This is a genomic window from Mesorhizobium captivum, assembly GCF_033977165.1.
Classification (GTDB): domain Bacteria; phylum Pseudomonadota; class Alphaproteobacteria; order Rhizobiales; family Rhizobiaceae; genus Mesorhizobium; species Mesorhizobium captivum.
Genome location: NZ_JAVIJB010000009.1, coordinates 143909 through 169790 on the forward strand (window position 1 = coordinate 143909; position 25882 = coordinate 169790).

Here is a 25882-nt window from a genome sequence, read left to right on the forward strand (position 1 = left end):
CACTATGCGGGAATGTTGTGTGCGGAAATATCGGTTGCGGGCCCGGCGTGAGAGGGGATGACGGGATGAAGAAGAAGCATGTGGCTGTTCTCCTGGGGGGATTTTCCTCGGAGCGGCCCGTGTCTCTGTCCTCGGGGAAGGCGTGTGCGGATGCGCTCGAGAATGAAGGTTATCAGGTCACCCGGGTCGATGTTTCGCGCGATGTCGGGTCTGTGCTTGCCGAGCTCAAGCCCGATGTCGCCTTCAATGCGCTGCACGGTCCGTTCGGCGAGGACGGCACCATCCAGGGAATTCTCGAATATCTCGGAATTCCCTACACCCATTCGGGTGTGCTCGCTTCGGCGCTGGCCATGAACAAGGAGCAGGCCAAGAAGGTCGCCAAGGCGTCGGGCATTCCGGTCGCGGAATCGAAGGTGATCAACCGTTTCGCGGTCAAGAACAAGCATCCGATGAAGCCGCCTTACGTGGTGAAGCCGGTCAACGAGGGGTCGAGCTTCGGCGTCGTCATCGTGCATGAGGGGCAGTCGCATCCGCCGCAGGTGATCGGCTCGTCCGAGTGGCAATATGGCGAGATCGTCATGGTCGAGCGTTACATCCATGGGCGCGAATTGACCTGCGCGGTGATGGGCGACGTGGCGCTTGGCGTCTGCGAGATCATCCCGACCGGGCATTCTTTCTACGACTACGATTCAAAGTATGTGCCTGGCGGATCAAAACACGAAACCCCTGCAAAAATTTCACCGAATATTTACCAAAAAATACAGACACTGGCCCTCAAGGCTCATCTTGCTATCGGTTGCCGGGGCGTCTCCCGGTCGGACTTCCGTTACGACGACCGTCACTCCGAAAACGGCGAGGTTGTCTGGCTCGAGATCAACACCCAGCCGGGCATGACGCCGACGTCTCTGGTGCCTGAAATCGCCGCGCAAGCGGGACACTCGTTCGGCGATTTGTTGAGTTGGATGGTGGAGGACGCTTCGTGTCTGCGTTGAGGTGGGGACAGGGCAAAGGCGGCGGGGCTGGGCCCGCGCTGTTTGGTGTGCCGCTGTCGTTCGACCATTTCGTTTTGCCGCGCCAGCTTCGCCGGCCGGTGCGTGTGCTTGCCCGTCTCTGCGGTGGCGAGTATGAGGCGCCGCGCTTTTCCGCCGCGATCCTCTCGGCTGCCTTGTTGGCCTCATCTGGCGCCTATGGCGCCTATCTCGGCGGTTATAGCGACAGCATCGTGCAGGGCGTGACGGCCCGAACCGGGTTTGCGGTCGACCAGATCAAGGTCGTCGGCAACCGCCAGACTTCCGAGATCGACATACTGGACCGGCTCGGCCTCGACGGCTGGACGTCGCTGATCGGCTTCGACGCCGAGGCCGCGCGCGAGCGCATCGCGACGCTGCCCTGGGTCGAGGTTGCGGCGGTGCGCAAGATCTACCCGCATACGCTGGAGGTGCGCGTCGAGGAGCGCGAGCCCTTCGCGCTTTGGCAGCAGGGCAATTCGCTTTCGGTGATCGAGCGGTCGGGCGAGGTGATCGCGCCGTTCTCGGGCGGCAAAGAGGCTCTGCTGCCGCTGATCATCGGCACGGGCGCGCCGGCCAAGGCGCCGGAGTTCCTGGAGAAGATCAAGCGCTATCCCGAGCTCGCAGCGCGGGTCAAAGGCTATATCCGTGTCGGCGAGCGGCGCTGGGATATCAAGCTTGAGAACGGCATCACGGTGAAGTTGCCGGAAGACGATGAGGATCAGGCGATCGCCGAACTCGTCAAGCTCGACCATGACAACGGGCTTCTGACGCGCGACATCGCCGCCGTCGACATGCGGCTCACCGATCGGCTGGTGGTGGAGCTGTCGCCGGAGGCGGCGACGCAGCGCGAGGCCGCGCTCAGCGAAAAGCCGAAGAACCTGACGAAGCGCAAGCCGGAGACGAAGATATGAGCTGGCTTGGCGGCAGCGGTGATGCTTCTTCGCGCCGATCGGGCACGCTCACGGTGCTCGATGTCGGCTCGAGCAAGGTTTGCTGCGTGGTGGCGAAGCTGAAGCCGCGCGACGACGGCAAGCTTCTGCGCGGGCGCTCGCATCGCATCCAGGTGATCGGCATCGGCCATCAGAAATCGCAGGGCGTGAAGTCGGGCGTGGTGATCGATCTCGACCGCGCCGAGCATGCCATTCGCCTGGCTGTCGACGCGGCCGAGCGCATGGCCGGGCTTACCGTCGATTCCCTCATCGTCAACATGACGGCCGGCCGGCTGAAGAGCGAAGCCTTCTCGGCGACCATCAATCTCGGCGGGCATCAGGTCGAGGAAGCCGACATCAAGCGCGTGCTTGGCGCCGGCGCCAAGCAGGCATTGCGGGCGGAGCGTGAGGTGGTCCACTCGCTTCCCGTCGGCTTCTCGCTCGATGCCGAACGCGGCATGCGCGATCCGCGCGGCATGGTCGGCGACGCGCTCGGCGTCGACATGCATGTGCTGACCGGCGATTCCGCGCCGATGCGCAATCTGGAGCTCTGCATCAATCGCTCGCATCTGTCGGTCGAGCGCATGGTGGCGACGCCTTATGCCAGCGGGCTTGCTGCGCTGGTCGACGACGAGCTCGAAATGGGCGCTGCCTGCATCGACATGGGCGGCGGCACCACGACGATCTCTGTGTTCTCGGAAGGCAAGTTCGTCCATGGCGACGCTATCGCCATCGGCGGCAACCATGTGACGCTCGACATGGCCAAGGGCCTGTCGACCTCGCTCGATGCCGCCGAACGCCTGAAGGTGATGCATGGCTCTGCGCTGCCCGGCAGCGCCGACGACCGCGACCTGGTCTCCATCCAGCCGATCGGCGAGGAAGGCGAGTTGCCGTTGCAGATCCCGCGCTCGGTGATGACGCGCATCATCCGCGCGCGCATCGACGAGACGCTGGAGCTCCTGCGCGACCGGCTGAACAAGTCCGGCTACGGCAACGCCGTCGGCAAGCGCGTCGTTCTCACCGGCGGCGCCAGCCAGTTGGCCGGCCTGCCGGAGGCGGCGCGCCGCATCCTCGGGCGCAATGTGCGCATCGGACGGCCGCTCGGCGTGGCGGGCCTGCCGGAAGCGGCCAAGGGGCCGGCGTTTTCGACCCCGGTCGGACTTCTGATCTATCCGCAGATGGCGAGCTTCGAGAGCCATTCGGCGAAAGGAATTTCCGGTTTCAGGATGACCGGAACGGGCGGAAAACTGCATCGCATGAGTCAGTGGTTGAGAGACAGTTTTTAATTTGACGGGGACAGCCCCATAGGCGGCCGCAGCGGCGAGGCGGCGGGAAAGGCAAAAGGACGGAGACAATGACCATTAATCTGCAAAAGCCGGACATCACCGAGCTGAAGCCACGCATCACCGTTTTCGGTGTCGGCGGCGGCGGCGGCAACGCGGTCAACAACATGATCACAGCCGGCCTGCGCGGCGTCGAGTTCGTGGTGGCCAACACCGACGCGCAGGCGCTGACCATGTCGAAGTCCGAGCGCCTGATCCAGCTCGGCGCGCATGTCACCGAGGGTCTTGGCGCCGGCTCGCAGCCGGAAGTCGGCCGCGCGGCGGCGGAAGAATGCATCGACGAGATCATCGATCATCTCTCCAACACGCATATGTGCTTCGTCACCGCCGGCATGGGCGGCGGCACCGGCACGGGCGCTGCTCCGGTCGTTGCCCGCGCGGCGCGCGAGAAGGGCATCCTCACCGTCGGCGTCGTCACCAAGCCGTTCCATTTCGAAGGCCAGCGTCGCATGAAGACGGCCGACATGGGCATCGAGGAACTGCAGAAATGTGTCGACACCCTGATCGTCATCCCCAACCAGAACCTGTTCCGGCTGGCCAATGACAAGACCACCTTCGCGGACGCCTTCGCCATGGCCGACCAGGTGCTCTATTCGGGCGTCGCCTGCATCACCGACCTGATGGTCAAGGAAGGCCTGATCAATCTCGACTTCGCCGACGTCCGCTCGGTGATGCGCGAAATGGGCAAGGCGATGATGGGCACCGGCGAAGCTTCTGGCGAGGGCCGCGCAATGGCCGCGGCGGAAGCCGCCATCGCCAACCCGCTGCTCGACGAGACCTCGATGAAGGGCGCCAAGGGTCTGCTGATCTCGATCACCGGCGGCCGCGACCTCACCCTGTTCGAGGTCGACGAGGCCGCGACCCGCATCCGCGAGGAGGTCGACCAGGACGCCAACATCATCCTCGGCGCCACCTTCGACGAGGAGCTGGAAGGCGTTATCCGCGTTTCGGTGGTCGCCACCGGCATCGACAAGTCGGCGGCCGAAATCGCCGCGGCGCCGATCTCGATCCGCGCGCCGCAGAAGCCGGTCAGCCGCCCCGCGGCGCCTGTTCAGGAAAACCGTCCCGCACCGGTCCAGCAGCAGGCTTACGAACCCCGCGCCGTCGATCCGGTCGCCGAGGCGATCCAGCTTGCCGAGGCCAACGCCGCCGCGATGGCGCAGCCGCGCCCGGCGCCGGTCGACGACTTCCGCCCGCAGAGCAAGATCTTCCAGGCGCCGCCGGCGCAGCCGCAGCCCCAGCCGGCGGTGCAGCATCAGGTTGCGCAGCCCGCGCCGCAGCGCGAGATGCCGCAGCCGATGGCCGCCGCGCCGCAGCGCATGCCGCGCGTGGAGGACTTTCCGCCGGTCGTGAGGGCAGAAGTGGAAGCCAAGAGCCGTCCCGCGGACCATGAGAACAGCGGTCCGATGGGGCTGATCAAGCGGCTGACGAACGGCCTGACCCGCCGCGAGGAAGAGCCGGCGCGGCTCCAGCCGGCGCAGCCGCGCGAACCGAAACTGCGCCAGGCGGCACCGGAAATGCGCCGCCTCGCCAGCCAGGACCCGCAGCTCTACGCGCCGCGCCGCGGCCAGCTCGACGACCAGGGCCGCCTCACGCCGCAGAGCCGCACGGTCCAGGAAGACGACCAGCTGGAGATTCCGGCATTCCTGCGCCGCCAGGCCAACTGATCGTTAAAGCGCGCCGCGACAAGCGGCGCGCTTTAAGCCTTGATTTGGTGCATGTCGTTCTCCCAAAACCGCTGCGCTCTTTGGGCGACATGCGCTAACGATATATAACGGTTGTTAACAGGCAGGCGGGAGATCGTCTGCCTGTTGGTGTTAAAAGTGATTGTAAAACAGTGTGTTACGCGCACGCCTTCGTTCAAGATCGCGGTTACACAGGGATAGAAACCGTGATTTGGAGTCTCCCGGACGGGCCATTATCTTCCGCTCGGACTAAAGTCGGTTTGCCGGGATTCGGGGAGTTAGCCCTGCCTGCCGATCATTTCAGAGCCGCATGCCTTGTTCATTTGCCGCATTTTCGCGGACGCCAGGTGACCCATCTGGCTGAAAATGCTCAAGAGGCTGACAAGGCGGACGCAGGCAGTTAGGGCTTATGGGGTTTGTCTTGCACGACTATCAGACGACAGTTAAAGCGCGCGCGACGTTGACCGGCACGGGCGTGCACAGCGGCAGGCCCGTCACCGTTCATTTCCTGCCGGCCGACGCCGACACCGGCATCGTGTTCCACCTTTCGAATGGCGGCGAGGACCGCGAGTTCCGCGCGCTGGTCTCCGAGGTCGGCGCCACCGATCTTTGCACCATGCTAGGCGACCCGGCCGGCGAGCACATCGGAACCGTCGAGCATCTGATGGCGACGGTGTTCGGACTTGGTATCGACAATCTCATCATCGAGATCGACGGCTCGGAAGTTCCCATTCTCGACGGCAGCGCGGTTGCCTTCGTCGAGGCCTTCGACCAGGCCGGCATCGAGACGCTTGCGGTCAAGCGCCGCTATATTCGCGTGGTCAAGCCGGTCCGCATCGAAGCCGGCGCCTCCTGGGCGGAGTTCCGCCCCTATGACGGCACGCGGTTCGAGGTCGAAATCGATTTCGAGAGCCCGGCCATCGGCCGCCAGCTCTTTGCGTCCGACATCAACCCCGACATCTTCCGCCGCGACATCGCGCGGGCCCGTACCTTCGGCTTCATGAAGGACGTCGAGCGGCTGTGGGCTGCCGGCTACGCGCTTGGTTCGTCGCTGGAGAACTCGCTGGTCATCGGCGACGACAACCGCGTCATCAATGTCGGCGGGCTGCGCTATCCCAACGAATTCGCCCGCCACAAGACGCTCGACGCCATGGGCGATCTGGCGCTGGCCGGCGCGCGCTTCATCGGCTGCTTCCGCTCCTATCGCGGCGGTCACCGGATGAATGCGGCGGCGCTCCGCCGCCTGCTGTCCGACCGCACGGCGTTCGAGATCGTCGAGACGCGGCGCCGCGAGCGCGGCCGGGTTGCCGAAATGATCGCCGTCAGCGGGCCGGTCTACGCGCCCTGGGTGATCTGATTCTTAACGATTTTCTGGCTTTGTAACGAAGCTTGTGTTGCACAAATGCATCACGAGTCCCTGAAATTTTGCAGGTGTGAGCGCGGCGCCAAACCGCCACAAAAATGTGCGATTGGCCGGACATAGCGTTGCCGGGCAAGGGGATAATGGTTTATGGCTGCGGCCCGGACCGAAACGACGCCACCGAAACGACGCCGAAAGGGCGGAATCCAAACATGTTTTTTTCGCGAGTTGGTCAATCGGTAGCGCCGCGTCGGGCCGCCCTGCTGGCGCTGTCGGTGGTTGCTCCCGCGCTCGTGCTGTCGGCCTGCATGTCGTCCGAGAAGGATGTCAACCTGGCGACCTATGTCGACCAGACCGAGCCGGCCGACGTTCTTTACAACCAGGGCCTGGCCAATATGAATGCCGGCCGCCTCGATGAGGCGAGCAAGAAGTTCGATGCCGTCGATCGCCAGCATCCCTATTCGGAATTCGCCCGCAAATCGATGGTGATGGGCGCCTTCGCCGACTATCGCGCTGGCAAGTATGACGAGGCAATCGGCTCGGCCAAGCGCTACCTGACGCTCTATCCGTCGACCGACGATGCAGCTTACGCCCAGTACATCATCGGCTTGAGCTACTACCGGCAGATCAAGGACGTCACCCAGGACCAGAAAGAAGCGCGCCAGACCGTCCAGACCATGCAGGACCTGGTGACGCGCTGGCCGACTTCCGAATACGTCGACGACGCCAAGGACAAGATCCGCTTCGCCACCGACCAGCTCGCCGGCAAGGAGATGCAGATCGGTCGTTATTATCTCGAACGCCGCGAGTATATCGCCGCCGTCAAGCGCTTCCGCACGGTGGTCGAGAACTATTCCAATACCCGCCATGTCGAGGAGGCGCTGGCGCGCCTGACCGAGAGCTACTATGCGATGGGTCTGACCTCGGAAGCGCAGACGGCCGCGGCGGTGCTCGGCACCAACTATCCGGACAGCCAGTGGTACAAGGATTCCTACAAGCTCCTGCAGAGCAACGGGCTTCAGCCGCGTGAGAATGCCGGGTCGTGGATATCCAAGGCCGGGAAGCTGATCACCGGCGCCTGACACCTCTGATGCTGTCCAGACTGTCGATCCGCGATATCGTCCTGATCGAGAAGCTGGACATCGACTTCCTGCCTGGACTTTCGGTGCTGACCGGCGAGACCGGCGCCGGCAAATCCATCCTGCTCGATGCGTTGTCGCTGGCGCTCGGCGCGCGCGGCGACGCCTCGCTCGTCCGCCATGGCGCGGCGCAGGGCCAGGTCATCGCCGTGTTCGACGTGCCGCGCAACCATCCGGCACGCGCGCTGCTCGCCGACAACGACATCGAGGACGACGGCGACATCATCCTGCGCCGGGTGCAAACGGCCGACGGCCGCACCCGCGTCTTCGTCAACGACCAGCCGTCCAGCGTGACCCTGATGCGCGACGTCGGCCGCGCGCTGGTGGAGATTCACGGCCAGCATGACGAGCGGGCTCTGGTCGATCCCGGCGCGCACCGCGAATTGCTGGACAGTTTCGGCGGCCATTTGGGCGCCGTGCGCGGCACGGGCGAGGCCTGGCGCTATTGGCGGAACTGTGAGCAGGAACTTTCCAGGCACCGCGCCAAGGTCGAGGCGGCAGCGCGCGAGGCCGACTATCTGCGCGCCTCCGTCGCCGAGCTGGCAAAGCTCGATCCGCAACCTGGCGAGGAGACCGGACTGGCCGAACTGCGCGCCCAGATGATGCGTGCCGAAAAGATCGCGTCCGAAATCCACGATGCGCAGGATGTGCTGTCGGGACCGTCTTCGCCCCTGCCGCAGCTCGCCAGCCTGCTGCGGCGGCTGCAGCGCAAATCAGGGGAAGTTCCGGGCCTGCTCGACGACGTCGTGAAATCACTGGACGAGGCGATGATCTCGCTCGATGCGGCGCAGTCCGGCGTCGAGACGGCGCTTCGCGCCACCGAGTACGATCCGCAGCGCCTGGAAAAGGCGGAGGAACGGCTGTTCTCGCTGCGCGCGGCCTCACGCAAGCACAATGTCGCCGTCGACGATCTGGCGCAGCTGCGCGACACGATGGCGGCCGACCTCGCCGACCTCGATGCCGGCGAGGAGCGGCTGCACGGGCTGGAGAAGCAGGCCGCCGCGGCGCGGGAGGCTTACGACATTTCGGCGGCGCAGCTCTCTTCGCTCCGCCACGCCGCGGCGGCCGGGCTGACCAAGGCGGTAATGTCCGAATTGCCGGCGCTCAAGCTCGAGCGGGCCGAGTTCATCGTCGATACCGTGAGCGATGCCGAAGGCCGCATGGAAGAGGGTATCGACCAGGTCGAATTCTGGGTGCGCACCAATCCGGGCACACGGCCCGGACCGATGATGAAGGTTGCCTCCGGCGGCGAGCTGTCGCGCTTCCTCCTGGCGCTGAAGGTGGCGCTGGCCGATCGCGGCTCGGCGCCGACCCTGGTCTTCGACGAAATCGACACCGGCGTCGGCGGCGCGGTGGCCGACGCCATCGGCCAGCGGTTGGCGAGACTGTCGAAGCGGGTGCAGGTGCTTTCGGTCACCCACGCGCCGCAAGTGGCGGCGCGTGCCGCCACGCATTTCCTGATCTCGAAGTCCGGCGGTAAGGACCGCGTCGCCACCGGTGTCGCCGAGATGGACCGCGCCGCGCGCCAGGAAGAGATCGCGCGCATGCTGGCCGGCGCCACCATCACCGATGAAGCGCGCGCCGCTGCCGAGCGGCTGCTGCGCGAGAATACGGCCGCCGCTTAGAGCCTGATCTCTCCCGCCCGGAGGATGAGTCAGCAGATGGCTGCATCCCGCTGTTCAGGAATGATTTTTGTGCGAGCCGACTCCCTGCCAGCGAATCCTGATTTATAGTGGCCCGCCATAATTCGAGGACCGCGCTTCATGTCGGAAAAACCAATCGATTCGCTGAGCGAAAGCGAGGCCGCGGAGGAATTGAAGCGGCTGGCGGTTGAGATCGCCGAGCACGACCGGCGCTATCACACCGAGGACGCGCCGACGATCTCGGATGCCGAGTATGACGCGCTGGCACGGCGCAACCTTGCCATTGAAGAACGCTTTCCAGATCTCGTGCGCGAGGATTCGCCATCGCGACGGGTCGGCGCGCCGCCTGCGGAAGGCTTTGTCAAGGTGCGCCACGCGGTGCCGATGCTCAGTCTCGGCAAGGCCTATACCGACCAGGACGTCGCCGATTTCATCGAGCGCGGCCGGCGCTTCTTCGATCGCGACAAGGATCTCGACATCGCCTTCACCGCCGAGCCCAAGATCGACGGCCTATCGGCGTCGCTGCGCTATGAGAACGGCGTGTTCGTGCAGGGTGCGACGCGCGGCGACGGCGCCGTCGGCGAAGACATCACCGCCAATCTCAAGACGATCGCCGATATACCGAAGAAGCTGAAAGGCGCTGACTGGCCCGAGGTCATCGAGATCCGCGGCGAGGTCTACATGACCTATGCCGAATTCGAGGCGCTGAAGCAGCGCTCGGCGGCTGTCGGCGGCCAGGACTATGTCAATCCGCGCAACACGGCGGCCGGCTCGCTGCGCCAGAAGGATCCTGCGGTCACCGCCAGCCGCAACCTTAAATTCTTCGCCTATGCTTGGGGTTATACGACGGCGGATCCGGCGCCGACACAGTATGATTCGGTGCAGAAATTCGCGGAATGGGGTTTTAAAGTCAGCCCGCTGATGGTGCGGGCGAAGTCGATCGCGGAACTCATCGCGCAGTATCACCGGATCGAAGAGCAGCGCTCCTCGCTTGGCTATGACATCGACGGCGTCGTCTACAAGGTCGACCAGCTCGAGTTGCAGCGCCGCTGGGGGTTTGTCACCGGCGAACCGCGCTGGGCTGTCGCGCATAAATTCCCGGCCGAGCAGGCGATGACGACGGTCGAGAGGATCGACATCCAAGTCGGGCGCACCGGCACGCTGGCGCCGGTTGCACGGCTGGCGCCGGTGACGGTCGGCGGCGTGGTGGTCGAGAACGTCACGCTGCACAACGAGGACTACATCAAAGGCTTCGACAGCAACGGCCAGCCGATCCGCGACGGCATCGATGTCCGCATCGGCGACACGGTCGTCATCCAACGGGCAGGGGACGTCATTCCGCAGATCGTCAGCGTCGTCATCGACAAGCGGCCGGCAAACGCAGTGCCTTACGAGTTCCCGCACACCTGCCCGGTCTGCGGCTCGCCGGCAACGCGCGAGATCAACGAGAAGACCGGCAAGGAGGATTCGCGCCGCCGTTGCACCGGCGAACTGATCTGCCCGGCGCAGGCGGTGGAAGGGTTGCGCCACTTCGTGTCGCGCGGCGCACTCGATATCGAGGGGTTGGGCGCCGAGAACATCGACCTGTTCTTCAATGCCGGATTGGTCAAGACAGCGGCCGACATCTTTACGCTCAAGGATCGCCGGCCCGCCGTCACCAAGGCGCTGGCTGAGCGGCGCGAGGAGCAGGCGAGGCTGCGCGAGGAAGCATCGGGCAAAACGCGCAAGAATGTGCGCAGTGTCGAGGAGCGCAACTACGAAGGGCTCGACAAGTTGTTTGCGGCCATCGACGCGCGCCGCGAGCCCGAGCTGGACCGCTTCATTTTCGCGCTCGGCATCCGCCATATCGGCGAGACGACGGCCGCGGTGCTTGCCCGCCAGTTCTCGACCATCGAGGAACTGATCCGGGTTGGCAAGGAGACGGCGAAGGCGGAGAATCCGCATGACGTTTTCCCGTCGATCAACGGCATCGGCGACACGGTGATCGGCGCGCTGCGCGATTTCTTCGGCAACGAGCGCAACGACGACGTGCTCGATGCGCTGCTCGCGCAAGTCCATCCGAAACCCTATGTCGTCGAGATATCGGCCGACAGCGAGGTCTCCGGCAAGACGGTGGTGTTCACCGGCACGCTGGAAAAGATGACGCGATCCGAGGCCAAGGCGATGGCCGAGCGCCTCGGCGCCAAGGTAGCGGGCTCGGTCTCGGCGAAGACCGATCTGGTGGTGGCGGGACCCGGTGCCGGTTCCAAGCTCAAGACCGCAACCGACCTCGGCATCGAGGTGATCGACGAGGACACCTGGCTGCAGCGCATCGGCAGGGGCGGCTGATGGCCGGGGCGTTCAACGGTTTTGGGCAGAAGGCCATCCCGTTCCTGAAGGCGCTCGACTTCCACCAGAGCCGCGAATGGTTCCAGGAAAACCGCGACCTCTACGCAAGCGAGCTTCACGAGCCGTTTTGCGATCTCGTCGAGACGCTGAGCGAGCGTTTCGCGGCAGCGGGGCTCGGCCTGCGCGGTGACCGCAAGAAGTCGTTGTTCCGCATCAATCGCGATGTGCGCTTCGCAAAGGACAAGCGGCCCTATAACCGACATCTCTCGGCCATCCTGTCACCGGACGGCACCAAGATGGAGCAAGGTGTCTTCTACGTGCATATCGGGCTCGAGCGCTGTTTCGCCGGCGTCGCCTGGTGGCAGCCAGGCCCTGAACTGCTGCAGGCGATGCGCAAGGCGATCGTGACCAAGCCGGCGGCGTTCCGCGCCATGGTCACGGCGCTGAAGAAGGGCGGTCTCGTGCTGGATTCGGAGGACTGCCTCAAGCGCGCGCCGCGCGGCTTCGAGGAGGTCAGCGAAGCCGATCTCGCCCAGGCGGTCCGCAACCGTCATTTTGTGGTCCGGCACGAGATCGATCCAGCGACGATCTACTCGCCGGCGCTGGTCGACGACCTTGTCGACTTCACCTTGCGCGCCAAGCCATTGCTCGGCTGGGGCAGGGCGATCCAAGGCAAGATCGGATGACCGGAAATCCGTTACGCGATCAGTTCCGCTGATCGTTGGCTCAAGCGAATTGGTGTGACAAGGAAGGCGACGCTCCCTACATGAGGCGGCCTAAAGCGCGTCTCCCGAAACGGATTCAGGCGACGCGCTTTAAAGTTCTTTTGGTGCATGTCGTTGTCCCAGAACCGCTGCGCACTTCTGGGCGACATGCAAGGGAGCAGTTGAATGACGGCGGAAGCGATCTCCGAAAGCCGCGCAAGGACCGATTTCTGGGACGGTGTGCGGCTGTCGATGCCGGTGGTCGTCGCCTCGGCGCCGTTCGCGGTGCTGTTCGGCGCGATTGCCGTCGACAACGGCTTTTCCGTCCTCGAAGCCTTCCTGATGAGCGCCATGATCTTTGGCGGCGCCAGCCAGATGGTCGGCATCGAATTGTTCGGCCAGCATGTCGCACCGTGGCTGATTGTGCTCTCCATCTTCGCGGTGAATTTCCGCCACGTGCTTTACTCCGCTGGCATCGGCCGGCGCATCGCGCATTGGCCGGTGCTGCAGCAGGCGCTGGGTTACTTCATCCTGACCGATCCGCAATATGCCGTCGCCGAGGCGAGGGCGGCCTCCGGCCAACCGGTCGGGTTCGTCTGGTATCTGGGGCTCGGCCTGCCGGTCTATGTGTTCTGGGTGGCTGAAAGCGCGCTCGGCGCGGTGTTCGGCAAGCTGATCCCTGACACTCATGCGCTGGGTATAGATTTCCTGCTGCCGATCTATTTCCTCGGCCTTGTGCTCGGTTTCCGCAAACGGCCGCTCTGGCTACCGGTCGTCGCGGCAAGCGCGGCTGCCTCGATCATTGCCTATAAGACGGTCGGCTCGCCGTGGCACGTCTCTATCGGCGCCATTGCCGGCGTGCTTCTGGCGGTGATCCTGCCGCCCCATCACAGCGGCGTGGGCAAGCGGCCATGAGCACCACCTTCTGGATCATTCTTGCCGGCGCCATCGCCACCTATCTCACGCGCGTTGGCGGCCATCTCGTCATCTCGCGCTTCGAGACCATCCATCCGCGTGTCGAGGCGGGCTTGAACGCCGTGCCGGCCGCGGTGCTGACGACGCTGGTCGCGCCGGCAGCGCTGAGCGCCGGACCGGCCGAATGGGCGGCGCTGATCGTCACCGCCGCTGTTTCCTTGCGTGGCGGCTTGATGGCGATGTTTTTGGCCGGCGCAGCGGTGCTGATCATTGCACGGCAGTTTGTCGGATAGCCTTTATCCTGAATCGCTGGCGCCGCCCCGCCTGCCGGCACCTTCTCCAGTATAGTGACGGGGAGAAGGGGGCTGGCCGCAACGCCGGCGTCCATTCCGCGACGCTGGTAGTTTGCGAAACGGCCAGCGGGAGCATCTTTCTCCCCGTCACTATATACGGGGAGAAACGCCCGGCAGGGCAATGAGGGGCAGCGCCGACCTATCGAAGGATCAGATCTTGGCGTCGTGCGGCAAAGGCGCGGTGGCTTTTTCCAGCCAGGCCAGCGTCTCGCCGTCCACCATCGGACCGATCTCGGCCAGCACCCGTGCGTGATAAAGGTCGAGCCAATGCAGCTCATCGCGCGTCAGAAGATCGGTGCGGATGAGGCGCTTGTCGATCGCCGCCAGCGTCAGCGTCTCGAAGCCGTGCATGGCGATGTCGCCACCCTCGATCTGCTCCGCTGGCGTGACCAGGATCAGGTTCTCGATGCGGATGCCGTAGGAGCCTTCCTTGTAGTAGCCCGGTTCGTTGGAAAGCATCATCCCGGCAAGCAGCTTCTCGGTGCCGGTGCGGGCGATGCGCTGCGGGCCTTCGTGCACGGCAAGGTAGGAGCCGACGCCATGGCCGGTGCCATGGGCGAAGTCGCAGCCATGCTTCCACAGCGCCATACGGGCGATGGCGTCGATTTCAGAGCCGCGTGTTCCGGCGGGAAAACGCAGCGTCGAAATGCCGATCATGCCCTTCAGCACCAATGTGAACCGCTCGCGCATCTCCTCGCTCGGCTGGCCGATCGGCACGGTGCGGGTGATGTCGGTGGTGCCGTCCTGGTATTGCCCGCCGGAATCGAGCAGGAACAGCTCGCCGCTTTGGAGCTTGCGACTGGTGGCGCGCGAAACGCGGTAGTGCATGATGGCGCCGTTCGGGCCGGCGCCGGAAATGGTGTCGAAGGAGACGTCGCGCAGCGGCATCTGCGTTTCCTCACCGGTCTGCCGGCGCACCTCCTCGAGCCTGGTCACGACGTCGATCTCGTCGAGCGCGCCCGGCTTCTGCCGGTCGAGCCAGCAGAGCAGCTTGGCGACCGCTGCGCCGTCGCGACGATGCGCGGCGCGGCTGCCGTTCACCTCGGCCTGGTTCTTGGTGGCGCGCGGGATGCGGGCTGGATCGGCGGCTGAAACGACCGTGCCGTCATTGCCTTCGACCAGCATCTTGAGCTTTTCCGCCGCCAGCACCGGATCGAGCGCGATTTTTGCGCCGCCCTTGGCAAGCTCGGCGATCGCTGCTTCGAACTCGCTCGGATCGTGCAGATCGGCAAGCTGGGTGAGATAGGCGGCGACCTGGCGCGAGAATTTGCGCTGGTCCATGAAGAGCTGGTGCTTGCCGTCGGCGGCAAGGATGGCGAAGCCGAGCGCCAGCGGCGTGTGCGCCACATCGCCGCCACGAATGTTGAACGCCCAGGCGATGGAGGAGGGATCGGTGAGCACCGCATGGGTCGCGCCGTCCTTTTCGATCGCCCCCGCCAGCCGGGCCAGCTTGTCCTTGGCGAGCTCGCCGGCAAAGGCGATCGGGTGAAGCTCCACCGGCGCGCGCGGCGGCTCCGGCTGGTCCTTCCAGATGATGTCGATCGGGTTCTTGTCGAGCGGCACCAGCGTCGCGCCGGACTGCTCGGCCGATGCCTTCAGCGCCTTGATCTCGCCGATCGTGTGCAGCCAGGGATCGAAGCCGAGCCTTGAGCCCTTGCCGAGATTGTCCTTGATCCAGGACGGCGGAGGATTGTCGATGAGGCTTTCGATCGTGAAGATCGTGAGATCGACTTCGCCCCGCACCTGCAGCGTGTAGCGGCCGTCGACGAAGATGAAGGCGCGGTCGCGCAGGACAATGGCGACGCCGGCCGAGCCGGAAAAACCGGTCAGCCATTTCAACCGCGCCGAACGGTCGGCGACATACTCGCCCTGATGCTCGTCCGCGCGGGGAACAATGAAACCATCGAGGCCATTCTCCGCCAGCCATTGGCGCAGCATCGCCACACGCGGCTTGCCGACGGCCGGATCGCCGGCGGAATCAAAGGTCTGGAACATTTGGGCTCCCTCTGTTTCGGCGCGACCGTAGCGCATAGGTCGGGAAACCGGAATCGATTTTCGAATGCTCTGGGACGGCGCGGATTGGTCCAAGCTCACCGTTTGAGGTGGATCGTCACCCAGCCCTCGCGATGCGAGGTGCGGACGTGGCGGAAGCTCTGGCCGACATAGGCCGAGATCACCGCATCGCGCTGCCGGTCGAGGATGCCGGAGAGCACCAGCGAACCGCCGAGCTTGGTGTGCTTTGCCATCTCCGGCGCCAGTCGCATCAGCGGCCGCGCCAGGATGTTGGCGACGATCAGGTCGAAGGGCGCGCGCCTGGCGAAGATCGGGTGGTGGAACCCCGGCGCCGTAACCGTCTCGACCAGCGCCTTCACGTGGTTGAGGCGGGCATTGGCGGCGGCAACCCTGACCGCTATCGGGTCGATGTCGGTCGCCAGCACAGGGATATGCGCGAGCTTCGCCAGCGCTATCGCCAGCGCGGCACTGCCGGTGCCCAGATCGAGCGCATTGCGGGGTCGCTCGCGCAGCACAACCTGTTCCAGCATTTCGAGGCAGCCTGCGGTGGTGCCGTGATGGCCGGTGCCGAAGGCGAGACCAGCCTCGATCTCGATGGCGAGATCGCTGCTGTGGCGCTTGCCGCGATCATGCGCGCCGTGGACGAAGAAACGCCCGGCGCGGACCGGCTTCAGCCCTTCGAGTGAGCGCGCCACCCAGTCGATGTCGGGAAGCACCTCTCGTTCAACCGGCTTGGGCAAAGCGAGGCCCGCGAGGATGTCGTTGATCCGCGCCTCGATCGCTTCGACATCGCCATCGGCATAGAGCGAGACTTCGTGGATGTCGTTGGCCTCGTCGACTTCCAGCACGGCAAGCGGCAGGCCTTCGTCCTCGAAGGCGGCATCGAGCGCCGCAAAGATGCGATCGGCCTCGGCCTTGCGCGCGTTGAAATGGAGCCTGGTCTGCCCCATCAGGCTGGTTCTCGTTTGAGCATGATCTTTTCCGAAAACCGGACGCCACTTTTTGCTGACTCAGACCTTCGGTTCGGGATCATGCTTTGCCGCCCGCCGCGAGGCGCTTCAGCTTGGCAATGGCGGCGTCGGCGCTTTCGCCATAGGCGATGGTGCCGGCGAACTCGCCCTTGGCGTTGAGCAGCAGCACGGAGGCCGTGTGGTCCATCGTGTAGTCCCCGTCGCCGGTATCGACCTTCTTCCAGTAGATGCCGAAGGCCTTGGCCATGGCATGGACCTTGTCCGGATCGCCGGTGATGCCGGTGATGCGATCGGAAAAATTGCTGACATAGGAATTGATGATCTCCGGCGTGTCGCGCTCAGGGTCCACCGTGACGAAGTAGGCGTTGAGGTTCTTGCCGCTGTCGCCCATCGTCTTCAGCCAGCCGGCCATTTCGAACAGCGTGGTCGGACACACTTCCGGGCAATGGGTGAAGCCGAAGAAGACGACGCTCGGATGACCTCGGAACGCAGCTTCGGTGATCGGCGCTTTTTTCTGGTCGATCAGCGTGAAAGGGGCGCCATAGGGCTCGCCGCCATAGTGGCCGCGGTACCAGTCGAAGGTGAGCCAGCCTATGCCCGCCGCCATCAGGACGAGAATGCCGACCAGAATTGAGCGCATCATCAGAAACTATCCGTCGATCGTCGTGGCGTGCCGGGTGGGCACGAACCACGTTTTGGCGACAGTCTTAACGGTTCGGCGGCGCGTGCGCAAAGATGTCGCGTTGCCGCAACGATCATGACCCGCCGGCCGTCAGCGGAGGCCGAGCCTGGTGACCGCACCGTCGTCGAGCGGCTTGCAAATGCCATGGTCTTATCCCACCTGACATCGGCTAAAACGAACTTGAGGAGGCCTCCTTGCGAAAAATGATCGGCTTGTTCGCCGCATGTCTTGCCCTCAGCGCCGGCGCTGCGGCTGCCGACGAGGTCGGCAAGGTCGGCGTCGACTGGGTCGGCAACGACATCATGGTCGATGCGATCAAGGATCCGAAAGTGGACGGCGTCACCTGCCATGTCGCCTATTTCGATCGCAGCATCATCGATCGGCTGCACAAGGGCAATTGGTTCGAGGATCCGTCCGATTCCTCGATCTCCTGCCGCCAGACCGGCCCGATCACAATCGGCGACATCGACATGAGCGAGGGCGGCGAAGAGGTGTTCAAGCAGGGCCTCAGCCTGATCTGGAAGAAGCAGGTGGTGAACCGCATCTACGACAAGAAGAACGAGACGCTGATCTACCTCTCGCATTCGCGCCAGGTGCAGAACGGCTCGGCGAAGATGTCGGTCACCACCGTGCCGCTCTATGGCCAGAACATCGTGTGGACGAAGGGCAAGCCGCAGTAGGCATTGGAGACAGTTGCGACCTGGATTGGTCACGCCCTGCGGGCGATGGCTTGCGGGGCGGTCGCGCCCGGCGTAAAGCCGCGCCATGGACCGCCCTGAACACCTCGTCCTGAAAGACCCGGAGCCGCGCATCCACCCGACCGCGGAGCTGAAGGGGTGCAAGCTCGGCCGCTATGCCTCGATCGGCGAGCGGGTGATCCTGCGCGACGTGACGGTCGGCGACTTCTCCTATTTCGAGCGGCATTCGGAAGCGATCTACACGACGATCGGCAAGTTCTGCTCGATCGCCGCCAACAGCCGCATCAACGCGCTCGAGCATCCGATCGAGCGGTTGACCCAGCACAAGATCAGCTACCGGCCGAACGAGTATTTCCGCTGGCTTGGCGTCGACGCGGAATTTCGCGAGCGGCGGCGGGCAAAGCAGGTCAGCATCGGGCACGATATCTGGATCGGCCACGGCGCCGTTGTCATGCCAGGGGTTACGATCGGCAACGGCGCTGTCATCGGAGCCAATGCGGTGGTGACGCACGACGTATCGCCTTACGCAATCGTTGCCGGCGTTCCGGCGAAACCGCTGCGCCAGAGGTTCGCCGCCGCCACAGCGGCGCGCATCGAAAGCCTTGCCTGGTGGGACTGGGCGCCAGAGAGATTGGCAAAGGCCATTCCCGACATGCAATCCATGCCGACCGAGGCCTTCCTCGATCGGTGGGAAAACGAAGCACCGTGATCCTTCACGATTTTTAGGAATCGGTGCCCCTTCCGCCATGCGGGGGTGGCGCGGCGGAAGGGGCTGGAGGTAAACCGCCGTGAAGCGGAAGGAGCAGGCTTTTGGCCCGCACCGGCACTATGGCAACAAGCGGATAAGGTGTTTTTTCGCGACCCTACGCCTTTCGCGTGTATTCGATTGCAAACATGTGCAGGCGGAAAATTCGATCGGCGGGAACCGGAAAGGCGGGCGCCTTGTTTCTCCCGAAATGCCGCGCTCGAGCGGCCCATCGAGGAACGGATGATCGAGAAATTTTTCACCGAGGTTGCCAATCGGGTGGCTCACCTGGCCGGCATGCCGCCGACCTTCGCCATCTGCGTGCTGATCGTGCTGGTTTGGGCAGGGATCGGGCCATTTTTCGGCTTCTCGGACACCTGGCAGTTGGTCATCAACACCGGTACCACCATCGTCACCTTCCTGATGGTGTTCCTCATTCAGAACACGCAGAACCGCGATAGCGCCGCGATTCAGACCAAGCTCGACGAGTTGATCCGTGTCAGCCGCGCCCACAACACCTTCATCGGCATCGAGCACCTGACCGAATCCGAGGTCGAGGAGATTCGCGACAAATGCGAACGGGCGGCAAAGCGCCATGACCGCGAGGTCGCCGAGGCGGCCGTCAAGAAGGCCGCGGCGCAAAAGCACGGATCAAAGAAGCATGCGGCCTGAGTGCGAAACTCAGTTGTTCATGAAAACCGCGAACGCATCCTTGTGGTCCGGATGCCAGCGCGACAGGGCGGGGCGGTTTTCAATGATGTCGCCGATCGCCCAGGCCATGCGCTTTTCATCCGTGGGCCGCGTAATCTCGTTGTCCGGGCAAAGGATGTAGAAGTCATCCTGCTTGAGCGATGCCAGCATGAAATCGATCACCTGCTCGCCCGTCCAGGCGCCGGCCGGCTTTTCCGTCGCGCCCTCGGTCAGGCCGGTATAAGTGAAGCCTGGTATCAAGAGGTGCGCCGAGACCCTTGCTCCAGGCTCGTTGCGCAGCGCATGCGCCAGCCCCTCGGTAAACGTCTTCACGCCGGCCTTGGAGACGTTGTAGGCGAGATTGCCGGGCGGCGTGGTGATGCCTTGCTTGGAGCCGGTATTGATGATCAGGCCCGCCTTTCCGGCAGCCAGCATGCGCGGCGCGAAGGCTTCGACGCCATGCACGACGCCCCAGAAGTTGATGTCCAGCAGCCGCTTCCAGGCGTCACGGTTTTCCCAGGGCTTGCCCGGGTTGTTGCCGACGCCGGCATTGTTCATCAGCACTGAGACGGCGCCGAATGCATCGTGGGTGAGTTCCGCCAGTCGGTCCACCTCGTCGGCCTTGGAGACGTCGGTGGGAATTGGGAGAACGGCATCGTCCCCGGCAATGGCGGCGACCGCCTGCCGCGCCTGGTCGAGGCGCACGCCGCCGATATCGGCAATTACCGTCTTCATGCCCATGGCCGCGAACCGCTTGGCGGCGGCAAGGCCGATGCCGCTGGCGCCGCCGGTGATGACGGCGACATTGCCGGAGGCGAAGGCGGGCAGGGCGGTCTGGATTTCGGCGTCGCTGGTCATGGTACGATGTCCTTGTTCTGGGTCGAGCCGAACTTAACGCCGGCCGGAGCCGAGACAAGCCTCGATCGCCGCAATGGTTGACCGCAGAGCGGCAACGGGTTGACCGCAGAGCGGCAACGGGTTGACCGCAGGGCGGCAACGGGTTGACCGCGACAGCGTCCCCCGCGCATGCTGTAAGGAAAAAGGAGCTCGCATTGACCGACTGGATCGGAATCCTGAAAGAGCAGACCGCCACCGGCGAGCAGATGGGCCGCGATGTGCCGAAGATGCTTGCCGACCCCGATATCAGCGAGACGCAGGTCAAGACGCTGTTTTCGGCGCTGGAACAACAGGCGGATTTCGCCGAAAAGCTGCGCCTGGCGCTAGAGAAGTTCGGCCATGACTTTCCCGTCATCAAAGCCGCGGAGCGGCTTGAGGAACGCTATGCCGACCTTGCCGCCTCGGCGGCCGAGAAACTGAAGGCGATGCGGAAGTAAGCGCCGCTACTTTTCGATGAGCCGTTCGAAGCGCCTGTCCGGCACGAACCATATCATCGCCACAGCCACATAGAGCGCGACGCCGATCCACTGGTTGACGGAGGTGAGCAGCACGCCCGCGATGTAGATCGCCAGCGAGATCTTGCCTTTGCGGTCACGGCCCACTGCCTTGGCAAAGGTCGTGTCCACGCCATGCAGATGGCGCAACGCGACGACGAGAATGTAGTAGGCGAACGCGCAGAGCGCGAGGTCGACGCCATAAACGGCGACGGGCACCGGCGCGAAATGGTTCTCGCCCATGAAGGCCGTCGTCACCGGCATCAGCGACAGCCAGAACAGCAAGTGCAAGTTCGCCCATAGCACGCGGCCATCGACCCGCTGAACGGTGTGGAACATGTTGTGCAGGTTGTTCCAGTAGATACCGACGTTGATGAAGGACAGCACGTAGCTGAAGAAGATCGGCCACAAGGGCGCCAGCGCTGAAAAGTCCTCGCCGTGCGGCACTTTCAGCTCCAGCACCATGATGGTGATGATGATGGCGACGACGCCATCGGTGAATGCTTCGACCCGTCCCTTGCCCATGATTCCTCACTCGTCGGTCGACGGACGTTACGGTAGGATTTCGCGCAAGACCATACAGCCAGAACTGTCAGGAGCGCGTTCGGCAACCGGAACAGCGTCACTACATAGCCGTTGGGCTTACAACCAGCGGAGGTCTTCATGACCAGCTACGCTCGGACCCTGACGCGCGACAATGAACTCGGCGGCGGCGTCGCCATGGCAGCGGTTGCCGCCATGATTGCGGCGCTCTTTGCCGGCAGCACGGCTTTGACGCCGCTCTACGTGATCTACAAGCAAGCCTTCGGCTTCTCGCAGGTGACGCTGACGCTGGTCTACGCCGTCTATGTGGTCGGCAATCTGGCGGCGCTGCTGTTCTTCGGCCGATTGTCGGATGTCATCGGCCGCCGTCCGGCGGCAATGGCAGCGATGGCCGTCGCCGTGGTCAGCGCGTTGTCTTTCCTGTTCGCCGAAAACCTGGCGTGGCTCCATATCGCCCGCATCTTGAGCGGACTTGGCATCGGCATCGGCGCGGGAACCGGCACCGCCTGGCTTGCCGAGCTGATCGAAGGCGAGGACAAGTCGCGCGCCGCCATCGTTGCCACCAGCACCAATTTTCTCGGCCTGGGTCTTGGCGCCCTGATATCGGGGTTGCTCGCTGAGTACGCGCCATGGCCGCTCAGGCTGACATTCGCCGTCTATCTCGCCCTGCTGGCGCTGGTCACGCTGCTGATCTGGCGTACACGCGAGACGGTGTCCGAGCCGGGACGGCTCTCCGACGTTCCGATGCGGCCGCGGCTTTCGGTTCCCGACAGCATCCGCGCGCGGTTCGTGGCGCCCGCGGTCACCGGATTCGGCGCAATGGCTCTCGTCGGCTTCTATGCGGCGCTGGCGCCGAGCGTTCTGGCGCAGCAGCTTCATGTCACCAATCACGCCGAAGCCGGCGCGCTGTTCTTCGAATTGTCGGTGGTGACCGCCGCGACGATCCTGGCAACGGCGCGTCTGGCCAGCCGCACCGTCATGCTGGCGGCGCTTGTCCTGATGATCCCGACGGTGGCGATAGTTGTCGCGGCGCAGGTCTTTGCTTCGATGGCGATCATGATCATTGCCACCGCGCTCTGCGGCGTGGCGGCGGCGCTCGGCTATCGCGGCGGCCTGCAGGTGGTGAACCAGATCGCGCCCGCGAAGCGCCGCGCCGAAGTGGTCTCGGCCTTCTTCGTCTGCTGCTTCTGCGGCAACGCGCTGCCGGTCATCGGCATCGGCGTGCTGTCGAGCTGGACGAATGCGACCGTCGCAAGCCTCGCCTTCGCCGGCATGATCACGATCTTCTCGCTGGTGGCGCTGGGGTTCGGCGCGCGCTACGCGCGGTGATCGCGAGCGGCGGATGGCCTCACCTTCAACTGGTCGGCGTCTCCGGCAGGAGTTGCGCGCGCTGGCGCGGCATACCGAGGCCAGTGTCCGGCGGCTCGCCGGCCGGCCGGTCCTCGATCATATGCATGGTGCGCCAGCGGCCGAAGCGATAGTAGGCGGCGGCCAGCACCAGCGAAGCGATCGAGCCCGCCGGAAAGCTCCACCACAGCGCTTCCTGACCGATGACGCTTCGCATGGAATAGGCAAAGCCGGTGCGCACGATCAGCACCGAGATGATCAGGATGACCAGCGGCGGCATCACCGCGCCGGTGGCGCGTACCGTGGCGAACAGCACGATGGTGACGCCGAACAGGATAAAGGACCAGGATGCCACCTTGTTGATGTGGGCGGCGATGTCGATCGCGGCGCTGTCGGTGCTGAGGAAGAGGCTGAGCACCGGGCGGTCGAAGAGGAAAAGCAGCGCCACCAGCACGCCGGTTAGCACGAGGTTGAAGCCGACGCCCGAAGCGGCAACCTTGCCGATGCGGTCCCAGCGTCCGGCGCCGACATTCTGCGCCGCCATCGAGGAGACGGCGGCGCCGATGGCCAAAGCCGGCATCTGGATATAGGTCCAGAGCTGCGCCGCGATGCCGTAGGCGGCGGCGACCTGCGAACCGTAGGAGTTGACGATCCCCATCACGGTCAGCGCCGCGGCCGAGATGACGATCATCTGCAGGCCCATCGGAATGCCCTTGAAAACGACGACGCGCAAAAGCGCCGGGTCCGGCTTGAGCAGAGAGAGATCGCTGCCCGCCAGCCGCAGCGGATGCCTGCGCGCATAGAGCACCATCAGGATGGCGATCACGCTCACCGTCTGGCCTACAAGCGTCGAGGTGGCCGAACCGGCGATGCCGAGCTCGGGGAAGGGGCCGATGCCGCGGATCAAGAGCGGGTTCAACACGACATCGAGCACGACCGCCAACGCCATGAAAAAGAACGGCGTGCGCGAGTCGCCGGCGCCGCGCAGCACCGTCATGACGAAGGACAACAGGTTCATCATCGGCACGGCGACGAAGATGATGCGCAGATAGGCGCGCGCCAGCGGCAAGGCGTCCTCCGGCGTGCCGAGCCCGGTGAGGATGGCGTCGACCCAGATCCAGCCGCAGACAGCAAACACCACAGAAACCAGGAAGAAGAAAGTGGCGCTGGTGCCGACGATGCGCCGCGCCTCGGGCAGGTCGCGGGCGCCGACGGACTGCGCGACCAGGATGGTCGCCGCCATGCCGATGCCGAACACCGTGCCGAGGATCAGGAACAGCACCAGATTGGCGTTGGAGGTCGCCGTCAGCGCCGCCTCGCCAAGGAAGCGGCCCACCCAGACGGCGTTGATCGAGCCGTTGAGCGACTGCAACACATTGGAACCGAGCACCGGCAGGGCAAACAAAAGTAGCGTGCGGGGAATGGGGCCGCTGGTCAGGTCGCCGGTCCGCCGGCGAGCGGGCTTGTCGTCATCCATGGCGGGCACCGAAAATGGAATCAGGCCCGCGATGCTATCGCAGGCCTGATGGTGATGCATCCTTTCAGGATCGGACTTGGGTGACGGGCAGCCGCCCGTCACTGCTTACTGGCCGGCGACAGTGGTTCCAGAGAGGCCGGGCAAGGTGACCTGATAGACGAGGAAGGTGGTGTCGACATCGGCGCCGTCCTCGGCCTTGTAGGGCGCGCCGACCTGGAAGCCGTCCTGAGTGAGAAAATCGTTGTCGTTGGCGACGAACAGGAAATAGTCGTCGGGCAGTTTTGGATCGAGCACGCTCGCCAGCGACATCGCTTCCCACTTCTCCGAGAGGTTGTTCCTATCGTTCGGCGCGCCATTGTGCAGGCCGAAGCGGCCGAGCTCGCCCTTGTCGTTGATGTCGATGAACGCGGTGAGCTTGGCCGGCGTCACCGAAGGGTCGAGCACGCCCTTCGGCGCGACCGGCTTGTCGGCGGCGTCGAACGGGCCGTTGGCGATATCGGTCGCGGCGGAGAGATCGACGATCTCGATCTTGCGATAGAGCGACTCGGCGTCTTTCAGGCCCTGGCCGTTGCCGCCGTCGCGCGCCAGCATCAGGAAGCTCTTGTCGGATAGCGCCACGATCTCGCTCTGCGCGGCCACCTTGGTCTTGCCCTTGGCGTCCTTGAACACCGGCAGCGGCACGACATATTCGTGCGCCAGCTTCAGGTGGGCGAGGTCGGATGCGTCATAGACGAGGGCGCGGGTGTTCTGGCGCGTCGAGCCGGAATCGCCGCCATCCTGGCGCGGCGCCGACTGCAGCACGGCGATCAGGAACTTGCCGTCCGGCGTCATCGACATGCCTTCGAGGCCCTGGTTGTTCTGGCGGCCGGTCTCAGGATCCTTTGGATCGGGCTCGGCGGCACCGGATCCGGGATTGTTGGAAGCGAAGTTCGGCTTGCCATGGCGCATCGGCACCAGGGCCGCCGTCGGCCGTGTCGCCGACATCAGATGGCCGTCGGCCGAGAAGCGGTAGATGTTCGGGCCATATTCGTCGGAGATGAACATGGTGCCGTCGGGCAGGCGCACGATCGCCTCGTCGTCCAGCGCCAGCTTGCCGTTGTCGGCCTGCGGCAGCATAGGCATGTCGCCGGCGGCCTCACGCACGCCGTTGAGCGGGTCGAGGCCGGTGGCGTCGGCGCCCTTGTCGTCGGTCAAAAGCATGGTGTCGGCGAGCGTCGCCTTGACGCCCGTCTGTTCCTGTCCGGCGGCGGGCGCGGCGCCCGGAGCGGTCGGGGTCATCTCGATCGAGATGGTGTTGAGGCGCGGACGATAGTCGGTGGTGCCGACGACATTGTAGCCGCGATCAGGGAGCAGCCAGAGCGAGCCCTTGTAGCCGGCGCCGTCACGCGCCCAGCCCTTGGTGTCGATCGACATGCCGGAACCGGAACCGAAGGTCTCGCCGAACTTGTCCTTCTGACTGGCCGGAATGCGGCCGATGCCGACAAGCCCCTTGTTGACATAGGCGACGCCGTCGGCGAGCGCCGGAGTCAGGGCGGTGAACAGGGCAAGTGCCGCGCCGAGCGCGACGGTTCGGTTGAGATGCTTCATGAGATGTCCCCTTGTTGACGAGCAGATCGGCCAAAGCCTGAAAGAGTTCGGCATCGACGATGCGGCGAGCCCGTTTCCGTTGAGCGGTCTAGGACGTGAACGTGATGGTTGCGTGACAGGCGCCGCCTCTCCTTCTCCCCTTGTGGGAGAAGGTGTCGCCGAAGGCGACGGATGAGGGGTGTTCCAGCTTGGCACCGCCGCACTCCGTCCAACACCCCTCATCCGTCTCGGCGCTGCGCGCCGATCCACCTTCTCCCACAAGGGGTGTTTGGACCGGGGACATCGCGAACAGGTGTGCGAGGACATCGCGAACAGTTTTGCGCGTTTTG

Annotated in this window: 24 protein-coding genes; 16 read left to right on the plus strand and 8 right to left on the minus strand. The window is 64.5% G+C overall.

Annotation, left to right across the window (positions count from 1 at the left end; all coding sequences use genetic code 11):
- Positions 1-65: 65 nt before the first annotated feature.
- The 11 genes from RFM40_RS10760 to RFM40_RS10810 all read left to right on the plus strand — a co-directional run bounded on the left by RFM40_RS10760 (position 66) and on the right by RFM40_RS10810 (position 13349).
- Positions 66-992 carry a D-alanine--D-alanine ligase gene (locus RFM40_RS10760; RefSeq protein ID WP_320272189.1) on the plus strand — a complete coding sequence of 309 codons (927 nt, stop codon included), beginning with the start codon at positions 66-68 and terminating at the stop codon, positions 990-992.
- Positions 980-1921, plus strand: coding sequence for a cell division protein FtsQ/DivIB (locus RFM40_RS10765; protein WP_320272188.1), 942 nt, complete (start codon positions 980-982; stop codon positions 1919-1921). The genes RFM40_RS10760 and RFM40_RS10765 overlap by 13 nt, the downstream gene beginning before the upstream one ends.
- Positions 1918-3225 carry a cell division protein FtsA gene (ftsA, locus tag RFM40_RS10770; RefSeq protein WP_320225454.1) on the plus strand — a complete coding sequence of 436 codons (1308 nt, stop codon included), beginning with the start codon at positions 1918-1920 and terminating at the stop codon, positions 3223-3225. Before RFM40_RS10765 ends, ftsA begins: the two co-directional genes overlap by 4 nt.
- A gap of 68 nt (positions 3226-3293) precedes the next feature.
- Positions 3294-4949 (plus strand): cell division protein FtsZ, encoded by a 1656-nt coding sequence (gene ftsZ, locus RFM40_RS10775; RefSeq protein WP_320272186.1) that lies wholly within the window; start codon positions 3294-3296, stop codon positions 4947-4949.
- Positions 4950-5376: 427 nt separating this feature from the next.
- A complete protein-coding gene (lpxC, locus tag RFM40_RS10780; protein WP_320225456.1) occupies positions 5377-6324 on the plus strand; it encodes a UDP-3-O-acyl-N-acetylglucosamine deacetylase in 948 nt (315 codons plus the stop codon).
- 215 nt (positions 6325-6539) lie between these two features.
- Positions 6540-7409 (plus strand): outer membrane protein assembly factor BamD, encoded by an 870-nt coding sequence (locus RFM40_RS10785; protein WP_320225457.1) that lies wholly within the window; start codon positions 6540-6542, stop codon positions 7407-7409.
- Positions 7410-7417: 8 nt separating this feature from the next.
- The gene (gene recN, locus RFM40_RS10790; protein ID WP_320225458.1) at positions 7418-9091 is read left to right on the plus strand and encodes a DNA repair protein RecN; all 1674 of its coding nucleotides are present in this window, start codon (positions 7418-7420) and stop codon (positions 9089-9091) included.
- Positions 9092-9229: 138 nt separating this feature from the next.
- Positions 9230-11437 carry an NAD-dependent DNA ligase LigA gene (gene ligA, locus RFM40_RS10795; RefSeq protein ID WP_320272185.1) on the plus strand — a complete coding sequence of 736 codons (2208 nt, stop codon included), beginning with the start codon at positions 9230-9232 and terminating at the stop codon, positions 11435-11437.
- Positions 11437-12123, plus strand: coding sequence for a DUF2461 domain-containing protein (locus tag RFM40_RS10800; RefSeq protein ID WP_320277520.1), 687 nt, complete (start codon positions 11437-11439; stop codon positions 12121-12123). Before ligA ends, RFM40_RS10800 begins: the two co-directional genes overlap by 1 nt.
- 204 nt (positions 12124-12327) lie before the next feature.
- A complete protein-coding gene (locus tag RFM40_RS10805; RefSeq protein ID WP_320225461.1) occupies positions 12328-13056 on the plus strand; it encodes an AzlC family ABC transporter permease in 729 nt (242 codons plus the stop codon).
- Positions 13053-13349 carry an AzlD family protein gene (locus RFM40_RS10810; protein WP_320225462.1) on the plus strand — a complete coding sequence of 99 codons (297 nt, stop codon included), beginning with the start codon at positions 13053-13055 and terminating at the stop codon, positions 13347-13349. Before RFM40_RS10805 ends, RFM40_RS10810 begins: the two co-directional genes overlap by 4 nt.
- Before the next feature lie 210 nt (positions 13350-13559).
- Here the strand turns inward: RFM40_RS10810 and RFM40_RS10815 are convergent, their stop codons facing one another.
- The 3 genes from RFM40_RS10815 to RFM40_RS10825 all read right to left on the minus strand — a co-directional run bounded on the left by RFM40_RS10815 (position 13560) and on the right by RFM40_RS10825 (position 17036).
- Positions 13560-15404, minus strand: a complete 1845-nt coding sequence (locus RFM40_RS10815) for an aminopeptidase P family protein (RefSeq protein ID WP_320277521.1) — start codon at positions 15402-15404, stop codon at positions 13560-13562.
- Positions 15405-15499: 95 nt separating this feature from the next.
- The gene (locus RFM40_RS10820; RefSeq protein ID WP_320277522.1) at positions 15500-16372 is read right to left on the minus strand and encodes a 50S ribosomal protein L11 methyltransferase; all 873 of its coding nucleotides are present in this window, start codon (positions 16370-16372) and stop codon (positions 15500-15502) included.
- 79 nt (positions 16373-16451) lie between these two features.
- Positions 16452-17036, minus strand: coding sequence for an SCO family protein (locus tag RFM40_RS10825; RefSeq protein WP_320219392.1), 585 nt, complete (start codon positions 17034-17036; stop codon positions 16452-16454).
- Positions 17037-17278: 242 nt separating this feature from the next.
- Here RFM40_RS10825 and RFM40_RS10830 point away from each other — a divergent pair, with 242 nt between their 5' ends.
- The 3 genes from RFM40_RS10830 to RFM40_RS10840 all read left to right on the plus strand — a co-directional run bounded on the left by RFM40_RS10830 (position 17279) and on the right by RFM40_RS10840 (position 19190).
- On the plus strand, positions 17279-17755 hold the full coding sequence (locus RFM40_RS10830; RefSeq protein WP_126099442.1) for a CreA family protein: 477 nt from the start codon (positions 17279-17281) through the stop codon (positions 17753-17755).
- Positions 17756-17840: 85 nt separating this feature from the next.
- Entirely contained in the window at positions 17841-18482 is a 642-nt protein-coding gene (locus RFM40_RS10835) for a DapH/DapD/GlmU-related protein (RefSeq protein WP_320230287.1), read from the plus strand.
- Positions 18483-18761: 279 nt separating this feature from the next.
- Entirely contained in the window at positions 18762-19190 is a 429-nt protein-coding gene (locus tag RFM40_RS10840) for a low affinity iron permease family protein (protein WP_320277531.1), read from the plus strand.
- Between the two features lie 9 nt (positions 19191-19199).
- Here the strand turns inward: RFM40_RS10840 and RFM40_RS10845 are convergent, their stop codons facing one another.
- Complete coding sequence (locus RFM40_RS10845) at positions 19200-20066, minus strand: SDR family NAD(P)-dependent oxidoreductase (RefSeq protein WP_320277523.1); 867 nt, start codon at positions 20064-20066, stop codon at positions 19200-19202.
- A 194-nt stretch (positions 20067-20260) separates the two neighbouring features.
- Between RFM40_RS10845 and RFM40_RS10850 the strand changes: the two genes are divergently transcribed.
- On the plus strand, positions 20261-20542 hold the full coding sequence (locus RFM40_RS10850; RefSeq protein WP_126099445.1) for a hypothetical protein: 282 nt from the start codon (positions 20261-20263) through the stop codon (positions 20540-20542).
- A gap of 6 nt (positions 20543-20548) precedes the next feature.
- Here RFM40_RS10850 and RFM40_RS10855 read toward each other — a convergent pair whose 3' ends face one another.
- Entirely contained in the window at positions 20549-21124 is a 576-nt protein-coding gene (locus RFM40_RS10855) for a TMEM175 family protein (RefSeq protein ID WP_320230283.1), read from the minus strand.
- Between the two features lie 138 nt (positions 21125-21262).
- Between RFM40_RS10855 and RFM40_RS10860 the strand changes: the two genes are divergently transcribed.
- Positions 21263-22471, plus strand: a complete 1209-nt coding sequence (locus RFM40_RS10860; protein WP_320277524.1) for an MFS transporter — start codon at positions 21263-21265, stop codon at positions 22469-22471.
- A 25-nt stretch (positions 22472-22496) separates the two neighbouring features.
- Here RFM40_RS10860 and RFM40_RS10865 read toward each other — a convergent pair whose 3' ends face one another.
- The 3 genes from RFM40_RS10865 to RFM40_RS10875 form a co-directional block, all read right to left on the minus strand.
- On the minus strand, positions 22497-23966 hold the full coding sequence (locus tag RFM40_RS10865; RefSeq protein ID WP_320277525.1) for an MATE family efflux transporter: 1470 nt from the start codon (positions 23964-23966) through the stop codon (positions 22497-22499).
- A 105-nt stretch (positions 23967-24071) separates the two neighbouring features.
- Complete coding sequence (locus RFM40_RS10870) at positions 24072-25553, minus strand: esterase-like activity of phytase family protein (RefSeq protein ID WP_320230279.1); 1482 nt, start codon at positions 25551-25553, stop codon at positions 24072-24074.
- Between the two features lie 88 nt (positions 25554-25641).
- The coding region (locus RFM40_RS10875; RefSeq protein WP_320277526.1) for a hypothetical protein at positions 25642-25882 on the minus strand (241 nt) is incomplete at its 5' end.